The organism is Amaricoccus sp., assembly GCF_036846665.1.
Taxonomy (GTDB): domain Bacteria; phylum Pseudomonadota; class Alphaproteobacteria; order Rhodobacterales; family Rhodobacteraceae; genus Amaricoccus.
Genome location: NZ_DAIUBO010000139.1, coordinates 1 through 10,130 on the forward strand (window position 1 = coordinate 1; position 10,130 = coordinate 10,130).

Genomic DNA, 10,130 nt, shown 5'->3' on the forward strand with positions numbered 1-10,130 from the left:
CACCTATGTGGGCGAGCGCGGGGTGATGCTCTCGGGCGGGCAGAAGCAGCGGCTCGCAATCGCCCGCGCCATCCTGCGCGACGCGCCGGTGCTCCTGCTCGACGAGGCCACGAGCTCGCTCGACGCCGAGAGCGAGCGCGCGGTGCAGCTGGCGGTCGACCGGCTGGCCGAGGGCCGGACGACCCTGATCATCGCCCACCGGCTCGCCACGGTGAAGCGCGCCGACCGGATCGTCGTGTTCCAGGACGGCCGCATCGTCGCGGAGGGCAGCCACGGCGCGCTGGTCGCCGAGGACGGGCTCTATGCGCGGCTGGCGCGGCTCCAGTTCACCGACGGGGCCGCCTGAGCGCCGACCCGGGGCCGGCCGGCGATCGGGCCGGAACAGAATTCGGCCCCGGGCGCGCCGTGCACGCTTGTGATTGCGCCGCCGCTCTTACATTCTCCCTCCGACCCGGGGCCCTGGCGGTCCGCGATGGAAGGGAGAGGCCATGTTCCGGATCGCGACACTGGCAGACAAGCTTGCCGTCGAGGCCGAGGCGCCGGTCGAGAGCCGCTGGGCCGCGCGCACGCTCTATGAGCAATTGTGCGAGACCGCGGGCCGTTTCCCCGACCGGCAGGCGGTGGCCTTCCAGCTCCGGTCCGGCCCGCGCGACAAGGCGGTCACGCTGAGCTGGGCGGAGCTGCGCGGCGAGGTCGTCCAGCTCGCGAACCTGCTGCGAAGCCTCGGGCTGGGTCCGGGGGAGGTGGTGGCCTCGGTGCTGCCGAACGGGCTCGAGGCGCCGGTCACGCTCCTGGCCGGCGCGACGGCGGGAATCGTCAACCCGATCAACCCGCTGCTATCGCCCGAGCATATCGCCGGGATCCTGCGCGAGACCGGCGCGAAGGTGGTGGTGACGCTGGCGCCCTTCCCGCAATCGGACGTGGCGCAGAAGGTCGCGGAGGCGGTGGCGCTGGCCCCTGGCGTCGAGACCGTGCTCCAGGCGGATCTGGCCCGCTACCTGCCGGCGCCGCTCGCCTGGGCCATGCCGGTGCTGCGGCCGAAGGCGGAGGTGCACCACCGGGCGCGCGTGCTGGACCTGCGTTCGGAGATGCAGCGCCACCCGGCGAAGGAGCTCGGCTTCGCCGAGGACACATCCGACCGGATCTGCGCCTATTTCCATACCGGCGGCACGACGGGCCTGCCGAAGATCGCCCAGCACCACGCCCGGGGCATCCTCTACAACGGCTGGTGCGGCAAGGCCTATATGTTCACCGAGGCCGACGTTCTGATGTGCCCGCTGCCGATGTTCCACGTTCTGGCGGCCTATCCGGTCTTCATGTCCTGCCTGACCTCCGGCGCGCAGATCGTCTTTCCCACGCCGCAGGGCTTTCGCGGCGCCGGCGTGCTGAAGAACTTCTGGAAGCTGATCGAGCGCTACCGGGCGAGCTTCGTGATCACCGTGCCGACGGCGGTCTCGGCGCTGATGCAGCGGCCGGTCGACGCGGATGTCTCGACGCTCCGGCTGGCGATCAGCGGCTCGGCGGCCATGCCGGTGGAGCTCTTCCACCGTTTCGAGGAGGCGACCGGCGTGATGATCCTCGAGGGCTACGGCCTGACCGAGGCGACCTGCCTGATCGCGGTCAATCCGCCCTATGGCGAGCGCAAGATCGGCAGCGTCGGCCTGCCCTTCGCCTATACGGACGTGCGGATCCTGCATTGCGACGCCGCGGGCGGGATCGTGAAGGAATGCGGCACCGACGAGGTGGGCGAGATCTGCGCCCGCAACCCCGGGGTCAATGCGGCCGTCTATACCGATGAGGAGAAGAACCGCGGGATCCTCGCCGAAGGCGGGTATCTCAGGACCGGCGACCTGGGGCGGCTCGATGCGGACGGCTATCTCTGGATCACCGGACGGGCCAAGGATCTGATCATCCGCGGCGGGCACAACATCGACCCCGCGGTGATCGAAGAGGCGATGATGAGCCATCCCGAGGTGGCCTTCGCCGGGGCGATCGGCCAGCCGGACATGTATTCCGGCGAGGTGCCGGCGGTCTATGTGGAGCTGGTCGAGGGCAGCAGGGCGAGCGGGGAGGAGCTGCTCGCCCATGCCCGCGCGCGCATCCCCGAGCGCGCCGCGGTGCCCAAGCACGTGGAGGTGCTCGAGGCGCTGCCCAAGACCGCCGTGGGCAAGGTCTTCAAGCCCGACCTGCGCTGCCGGGCGATCGCGCGGGTGCTGAACGCGGCGCTGGCCGAGGCGGGGACGGAGGCGCGCATCGCCGAGGTCGTCGAGGATCGCCGGCGCGGGCTGGTGGCGCGGGTGGAACCGGGCCACGGCGGATCCGCCGACGAGGCGGTCGCCAAGGTGCTGGGCGGCTTCACGGTTCCCTGGGAGTGGCGCGTCGGACGCCAGCCATGATCCGGACCTATGCCGCGGTGGACGGGCATCTGCACCAGGTCGACGCGGGTGCGGATGCCGGCCGGGTGGTCTGGTTCGACCTGCTCTCCCCGGACCGGGAGGAGGAGCTCCGGCTGCAGGGCTCCCTGGGGCTCGAACTGCCCTCGCAGGAGGAGATGGCGGAGATCGAGGATTCGAGCCGGCTCTACATCGAGAACGGCATCGCCTTCATGACGGCCCTGCTTCCCGCACAGGTCGAATCGCGCGATCCGATCCTGGCGCCCGTCACCTTCGTGCTGGGCGCGGGGCCGCTGATCACCCTGCGCTACCACACGCCGCGGGCCTTCGACACCTTCCCGCAGCGCGCGACGCGGGCCGAGACCGCCTGCGCCGACGGCGCGAGCGTCCTGCTCTCGCTGCTCGACGCGGTGGTGGACCGGCTCGCGGATCTGCTGGAAGCCTGCGGGCGCGACGTCGAGCGGCTGGCGCGGGACGTCTTCGACAAGGGCGCGGGCAGTCCGGGCCGGCAGCACGACTACCGCGAGGTCCTCCGGGGCGTCGGGCGGCTCGGCCGGGTGTCGACGATGATCCAGGATTCGCTGGTCACGATCGAGCGGCTGACCACCTTCCTCGGCCCGGTCCTCGATCGCTACGGCATCGCCAAGGCCTGCCGGCCCCGGCTGAAGGCCCTGAGCCGGGATGCGCATTTCCTCACTGAGCATGCCGCGGCCCTGTCGGGCAAGCTCGGCTTCCTGCTCGATGCGACGCTCGGGATGATCTCGATCGAGCAGAATGCGATCATCAAGATCCTGTCGATCGCGGCCGCCGTCTTTCTGCCGCCGACCCTGATCGCCTCGGTCTACGGCATGAATTTCGCGGCGATGCCGGAGCTGAATTCGCCCTGGGGCTATCCGCTGTCGGTCGGGCTGATGGTGGCCTCGGTCCTGCTGACGCTCTGGTTCTTCAAGAGCCGCGGCTGGCTCTAGGCGGTGGCGGGCCGCCGGGGCGGACTCGGGCGATGGGGCGCCGAAGGACCGGCGTCGGGGCGCGTCGCAGGCGGAAACCGATCACGCGCGGGGCAACGTGTGACCGGGCAGTTGTAATCACTTAACCAACAGGGTACAAATCGTTCCGAGAACAGGGCTTATCGAGAGATTGCCCCTAGCATGTGCGTGCGCTGCGGGAATAGTGACAGGTGTCGCTCCGCCGCGTGCGACCCGGAAAGCTGAACAGGGCCGAGACGATGTATCTGCCTGAGAACGACGCCCAGATGTTCGACATCCTCACGGAGCTGCGGGTTTATGCGGCGATGAACTCGCTGCCGCGACTCGCGGAATCGCTCGACGATGCGCTCGTGCTGCTTGCTTCCGACAATCGATGCGGCGCGCGCGAGGCGGTCGCCGCCGCCTTCTGCCAGGACAAGTTCTGAGGGCTGCGGCCCGTTCCGACCGGGGTCGCGCAGCCGCATCCGTCATCCATCGCCGAGGCGCGAGGCGCCGTTGGCCAGCTGGTCGATCCGGCGGCGGTGCTCCTGCATCTCCAGAAGAATCCGGTAGTCGGTCTCGAGTTCCTCCGTGGCGGCGGCATCGGGGTGGATCTCGCGGACCGGCGCCTGCATCGCGCGCGCGGCGCTGGCGAGGTCGGGGAAGGCCCCGGCGGCGGTCGCGGCGACCATGGCGCTCCCGAGCAGCACGACATCGGCATGTTCGGGCAGTTCCAGGATGCAGCCCGTCGCATCGGCGTAGAGCTGCACCAGCATCGGGTTGCGCGCATGGCCGCCGGCCACATGCAGACGCGGGCGCTGGGCCGGCGGCGGCGCCAGGCGGTCGACGACGAGGCGCAGGGCGCATGCGAGGGCGACGGCGGTTCGCCAGTAGAGCCGGCAGAGGCCGTCGAAACCATGGTCGAGGGACAGGCCGCTGACCACGCCGAGCGCCGCGGGATCGGCATGGGGCGAGCGGTTGCCGGCGAAATCGGGCAGCACGTTCAGCCGTCGGGCCAGATACCATCCCTCTTCCGCCCGCATTTCGGCGATGCGGGCGCAGACGCGGGCATGGAAGGCCGCGTCGGGCTCGGCGCCGCCCCAGACCGTGCAGATATGGTCGAGAAGCGCGCCGGAGGCTGACTGGCCGCCCTCGATCAGCCATTTCCCCGGCAGGACCGCATCCCGGTAGGGCCCCCAGAAGCCGGGCACGAATCGCGGTTCCTCGGAAAGCGCCATCACGCAGGTGGAGGTGCCCGCGATCAGCGCGAAGCGGTGGCCGAGGTCCGCGCCATGGGCGCCGATGGCGCCGAGCGCGCCGGCATGGGCGTCGATCATCCCGGCGGCGACCCGGCAGGTTTCGGTCAGGCCGAGCGCTGCCGCCGCTTCGGGGCGGAGCGGGCCGAGGTCGCTGCCCACCGGGACGGAGCGTTGCGGCACGCCGGTCCGGGCCTCGAGATCCGCGAGGCCGATCCGGTCGAGCAGGTCCCGGGGCCAGGGGTCGGGGCATTGCCCGCGATAGGACCATTTGCAGGTGAGCGCGCAATGGGAGCGGGCGGTGGAGCCCGTTGCCTTCCAGGCGAGGAAGTCGACGAGGTCGGACACCCGGGCGGCGCGCGCCCAGTGCTCGGGCAGCCGCCGTTTGAGCCAGAGGAGCTTGGGCAGCTGCATCTCCGGGGACATGGCCCCGCCGCAATGGGCGATGACGGGATGCCCGGTGGCGGTGACTTCGGCGGCCTCCGTGCGGGCGCGCTGGTCGAGCCAGAGGATGGTGTCCCAGCGGTCCTCCGCCCCGGGCGAAACCGCGATCGGCTGCCCTTCGGCGTCGCGCACCACGAGCGAACAGGTCGCGTCGAAGGCGATGGCGGCGACCGCGCCGGGGCCGATGCCCGCCCGGTCGCGCGCGGCGCGGACCGCGGCGCAGACCGCGCGCCAGATCTGCCCGCTGTCCTGGTCGGCATGGTTGGCGCGGGGCCGGCTGAGGGCGATCGCCTGTTCGGCGCGACCGAGCAGGCGGCCGCCGAGGTCGAAGATGCCGGCGCGCGCACTGCCGGTACCGACATCGACGGCGGCGACGAAGGCGGACATGGAACCGGTCTATCCCGCCGCTAGCTCTGGCAGATCGCGCATGTCGTCGATGATCGCGTCCGGTTCGAGGGCCGCGATCCCGGCCCGGTGACAGTCTGACGTCGCATGGCTTCCCCCGGTGAAGGCCACCACCCGCATTCCGGCGGATCGGGCCGCCGTCACGCCGGCCGGGCTGTCCTCGACCACCAGGCAGGCACCGGGAGTGTAGCCGAGACTGGCCGCGGCGTGAAGGAAGAGGTCGGGCGCGGGCTTGCCGCGCGCAACCATGGTCGCGGAGAAGGCGCGGCCCGCGAAGCGCGGCCAGAGCCCGGTCACGGTGAGCGAGAGCTCGATGCGTTCGGGCTGCGAGGACGAGGCGACGCAGAAGGGGCAGGGCAGCGCATCGAGCGCCTCGGCGATGTGGGGGATCGGCCGCAGCTCCGCGCGGAAGGCGGCGTAGAGGCGGTGGCGCATGCCGGCCAGCGCGTCCTCGCCGAGGGTCAGGCCGTAGTCGGCGGCGAGGATTTCGCGGGTCGTGGCGAGGCTTCTGCCGAGGAAGCGCGTGTGGACCTCGTCGGGTTCGAGGCCGAGGCCCGCCGCGGCGAGGGTTTCGATGAGCAGGCGGAGCGCGATCGGCTCGCTGTCGACGAGGACGCCGTCGCAGTCGAAGATGACGAGGGCGGTGGGCGTATGACCCAGCGGTTTCGACATGGGAAGGCAGCCGGTGGCGCAGCGCCGGGTCGACGGCCCGGTCTCGCGGTAGCCGCGCGCGCGGTAGAAGTCGCGGGCGGTGACGGTGCTCTCGAGGCGGATCTCGGTCGCGCCCTCGCCGCGGAGCCAGGCCTCGAGCGCGGCGAGCAGGCCCGTGCCGATGTCGTGGCCGGCGGCATCGGGGGCGACGTAGAGCAGGAGCAGGTCACCCGAGGGACGGGCGGAAGCGGTGCCGGCGAGCCGGCCCGCCTCCTGCGCGACGATCAGGCGCTGGTCCGGGTCGGCGATCCAGCCACCGACGGCCTCGGGGGTCTTGTTGGCGAGCCAGGCGGCGAGGGCTCCCGGCTCGTTGCGGTGGTCGCGCGCGCAGAGGCCGGTGATCGAGGCCCGGATCAGCGCGGCGATCGCCGCCGCCTCCTCCGGGCGCGCGTCCCGGATCTCGGGATTCATCCGAGGTAGCGGCGGAGCGTCGCTTCGGTGCCGTCGGCCCAGAGCGCGCGGAGCCAGCGGGCGAAGGCATCTGTGAAGGCCGGGACCTCGGCGGTGCGGCCGTAGATGTCAGCCATCGAGAGCCAGGCGGCGGGGTCGGATTTCGCGGCCCGGGCCTGTGCCTGGAGGCGGTCCCAGTTCGGGTCGTTCGGCTCGGTGACCTTGCCGGAATCGGTGGTGCCCTCGCAGTAGCGGCACCAGAGCGCGCTCTCGAGCGCGAGTCCCTCGACCGGCAGGCCGCGGGCGAGGCGGTCGGCGATCGAGGGGATGATGAATTTCGGCTGGCGGTTCGATCCGTCGAGGCAGAGCCGGCGGATGGTGTCGCCGATCTTGGGGTTGAGGCAGCGCTCCTCGACCTTGCGGAAATAGCCGTCGAGATCGGTGTTCGGCACCGGCGGGACGATGGGGATGATCTCGTCGCGCTCCAGCTTCTGCAGGAAGGCGCGGACCAGCGGGTTCTCCATGCCTTCGTGGACGAAATGGATGTCCATCAGCCCGGCGGGATAGGCGATGATCGCGTGGCCGCCGTTGAGGATGCGGATCTTCATCATCTCCCAGGGGGTGACGTCCGCCACGAATTCGGCGCCCACGGCCTCGAAGGCCGGGCGGCCGGCGGTGAACCTGTCCTCGACCACCCATTGGATGAAGTCCTCGCAGAAGACCGGCCAGGCATCCTCGATGCCGAACTCGTCGCGGGTGATCGCGCGCTCGCGGTCCGAGGTGGCGGGGGCGATGCGGTCGACCATGGCGTTGGGGAAGGCGACATTCTCGCGGACCCAGGCGGCGAAGCCCGCGTCCTGCGCCGCGGCGAGGCCGGCCACCGCGTCGCGGCAGACGTTGCCATTGTGCGGGACATTGTCGCAGGACATCACCGTGAAGGGGGCGCGGCCCGCGGCGCGACGGGCCTTGAGGCCGGCGAGGATCAGGCCGAAGACGGTCTTCGGGTCGTCGGGGTTCCGCGCATCGGCGAGGATCGCGGGGTGCTCGGGGTCGAACTTGCCGAGGGCGGGGTTCACGAAATAGCCGCCCTCGGTGACGGTCAGCGAGGCGATGCGGGTCGTGGGATCGGCGAGGCCGGCGACGATCGCCCTGCCGTCCATCGGCGGCAGGAAGTCGGTCATCACCCCGGTCACGCGGGCCTCGGATGTCGCGGCCGATTGCTCCACCACGGTCGAGAGCCAGTCCTGGCCGGCGAGCGCGTCGCGCATCCTTGCGTCATAGGGCGTGACGCCGGCGCCGACGATCGCCCAATCGAGGTCGCGGCCGGCGTTCATCAGCCGGTCGAGGTAGATCTGCAGATGCGCGCGGTGGAAGTTGCCGACGCCGAAATGGACGATGCCGTGGCTGAGATCGTTCCGCGCATAGGAAGGGCGGGCGACGCGCGCCGGCAGGTCGGGCAGGGTCTTCAGCGACAGGGCGGTGGCCATGGCTTCCTCCGGTCAGATGGTGCGCAGCATGCCGCCGTCGACGAAGTAGGTCGCGCCGACCGAATAGCTGGCGCGGTCCGAGCAGAGGAAGACGAAGAAATCGGCGAGTTCCTCGACGCTGCCGAAACGCTTGATCGGCGCGTGCTCGTCGGCGACGGATTGCAGGTATTCCTCGGCCCTGTCGGCGCCGGCCAGCTGGGTGGCGGTCTTCACCCAGTCGGGGGTGCGGATCAGCCCGGGGCTGATCGCGTTGACGCGGATGCCGAGGGGAATGAATTCGTTGGCCATGTTCTTGGAGAGCATGACCAGCGCGGCCTTGGTGACATTGTAGATCGGTTCGTACCAGAGCGGCTGGGTGGCGCAGATCGAGGCGTTGTTCAGGATCGCGCCGCCGCCGCGCGCCTGCATCATCGGCGCGAAGCCGCGGGCGAGGCGGACGGCGGCCATGACATGCAGGTCCCAATAGGCCTGCCATTTCTCGTCCGGGGCTTCGAGGATGGTCTCGTTCGAGCCGGTGCCGGCGTTGTTGACCAGGATGTCGGCGCCGCCGAAGACCTCCCTGGCGGCCGCGACGAGGCTCGCGCATCCCTCCGCGGTGGCGACATCGCAGGCGTGGCCCACGGCCTCGACGCCGAAATCGCGCGAGATGGCGGCGGCGGCTTCGTCCAGGCGCTCGCGGTCCCGCGCGGCGATCAGCACGTTCGCGCCCTCGCGGGCGAAGGCGCGGGCGACACCGAGGCCGATGCCGATGCTGCCGCCGGTGATGACGGCGATCCTGTCCGTCAGCCCCAGATCCATGTCAGGCAAGCTCCTCGTGCATTGCGTCTGCGACGGACCCGCCGCATCGGCCGAAGCGGAGCGTTGGCATCGCGTTCATGCAATCTCAACCTCGGGCGAGACGCCCTTGTCAATTCGGCCACGGCCCGCCGCCGAGGTCCCGGCCGGTACGGCCTCGGGGCCGGCCGGACCATGGCGTCGGGTCACAGCGCGAGCCCGTCCTTTCCGAAGCGGTGGATCTTGGCCGGGTCGGGGGTGAGCCAGACCGTGTCGCCGTGATGCACCGGGATCTCGCCGTCGGCGCGCACGTTCATGGTGCCGAGCTCGTCGGTATGGACATGCACGAAGGTGTCCGAGCCGAGGTGCTCGGCCACGCCGACCTTGCCCTTGTATTCGCCCTCGGTCGTCGAGATCGCGATGTGCTCGGGGCGGAACCCGACCGTCTTGGCGCCGTGCTTTTCCGCCGGCGGGCCCTCGACGAGGTTCATCTTCGGCGATCCGATGAAGCCGGCGACGAAGAGGTTCTTCGGGGTCTTGTAGAGCTCCATCGGCGAGCCGACCTGTTCGATGTTGCCGGCGTTGAGCACCACGATCTTGTCGGCCATGGTCATGGCCTCGACCTGGTCGTGGGTGACGTAGATCATCGTCGTCCCGAGGTGCTGGTGCAATTCGGAGATCTCGAGCCGCATGGTGCCCCGGAGCGCCGCGTCGAGGTTCGAGAGCGGCTCGTCGAAGAGGAAGGCCGAGGGCTGGCGCACGATGGCGCGGCCGATGGCGACGCGCTGGCGCTGGCCGCCGGAGAGCTGGCCCGGACGGCGCTCGAGGTAGTTGGTCAGGTTCAGGACCCGCGCGGCCTCGGCGACCTTCTTGTCGATGGCCGCCTGGTCCTCGCCGGCCATCTTGAGCGGGAAGGCGATGTTCTTGGCCACCGTCATGTGCGGGTAGAGCGCGTAGGACTGGAAGACCATCGCGAGCTTGCGCTTGGCGGGGGCCTCGCCGGTCACGTCGCGCCCGTCGATCGAGATCGTGCCGGAGGTCGTGTCCTCGAGCCCGGCGATCATCCGCAGCAGCGTCGTCTTGCCGCAGCCGGAGGGGCCGACGAAGACCACGAACTCGCCGTTCTCGATGTCGAGATTGACCTTGGGGATGACGTTGGTCGCTCCGAAGGACTTGTTGACGTCGCGAAGCTGGATCTTGCCCATATTGCGTTCCCCCGGGATTACTTCACGGCGCCGAATGTCAGGCCGCGGACGAGTTGCTTCTGGCTGAACCAGCCCATGATCAGGATCGGCGCGATGGCCA

The 10,130-nt window shown here is 70.5% G+C and carries 9 protein-coding genes; 4 read left to right on the plus strand and 5 right to left on the minus strand.

The annotated features are described in order from the left end of the window. The 4 genes from V7050_RS13500 to V7050_RS13515 form a co-directional block, all read left to right on the plus strand. Positions 1–346 (plus strand): ATP-binding cassette domain-containing protein (locus V7050_RS13500; protein WP_324410670.1); only part of this gene is annotated, 346 nt, incomplete at its 5' end. Positions 347–488: 142 nt separating this feature from the next. Beyond that, positions 489–2,396, plus strand: a complete 1,908-nt coding sequence (locus V7050_RS13505; RefSeq protein WP_324367759.1) for an acyl-CoA synthetase — start codon at positions 489–491, stop codon at positions 2,394–2,396. Further along, entirely contained in the window at positions 2,393–3,361 is a 969-nt protein-coding gene (locus V7050_RS13510) for a magnesium transporter CorA family protein (RefSeq protein ID WP_324367761.1), read from the plus strand. The genes V7050_RS13505 and V7050_RS13510 overlap by 4 nt, the downstream gene beginning before the upstream one ends. Before the next feature lie 257 nt (positions 3,362–3,618). After that, positions 3,619–3,804, plus strand: coding sequence for a hypothetical protein (locus V7050_RS13515; protein WP_324367763.1), 186 nt, complete (start codon positions 3,619–3,621; stop codon positions 3,802–3,804). Between the two features lie 42 nt (positions 3,805–3,846). Here V7050_RS13515 and V7050_RS13520 read toward each other — a convergent pair whose 3' ends face one another. From V7050_RS13520 to V7050_RS13540, 5 genes are all read right to left on the minus strand, one after another. After that, positions 3,847–5,445, minus strand: coding sequence for an FGGY-family carbohydrate kinase (locus V7050_RS13520; protein WP_324367765.1), 1,599 nt, complete (start codon positions 5,443–5,445; stop codon positions 3,847–3,849). Between the two features lie 9 nt (positions 5,446–5,454). Then, positions 5,455–6,585 (minus strand): HAD-IA family hydrolase, encoded by a 1,131-nt coding sequence (locus V7050_RS13525; protein ID WP_324367766.1) that lies wholly within the window; start codon positions 6,583–6,585, stop codon positions 5,455–5,457. Beyond that, complete coding sequence (locus tag V7050_RS13530) at positions 6,582–8,051, minus strand: mannitol dehydrogenase family protein (RefSeq protein ID WP_324367768.1); 1,470 nt, start codon at positions 8,049–8,051, stop codon at positions 6,582–6,584. The genes V7050_RS13525 and V7050_RS13530 overlap by 4 nt, the downstream gene beginning before the upstream one ends. Before the next feature lie 12 nt (positions 8,052–8,063). Beyond that, positions 8,064–8,849, minus strand: a complete 786-nt coding sequence (locus V7050_RS13535; RefSeq protein ID WP_324367770.1) for an SDR family NAD(P)-dependent oxidoreductase — start codon at positions 8,847–8,849, stop codon at positions 8,064–8,066. Positions 8,850–9,031: 182 nt separating this feature from the next. Continuing rightward, the gene (locus V7050_RS13540; RefSeq protein ID WP_324410672.1) at positions 9,032–10,030 is read right to left on the minus strand and encodes an ABC transporter ATP-binding protein; all 999 of its coding nucleotides are present in this window, start codon (positions 10,028–10,030) and stop codon (positions 9,032–9,034) included. Between the last annotated feature and the right edge of the window lie 100 nt (positions 10,031–10,130).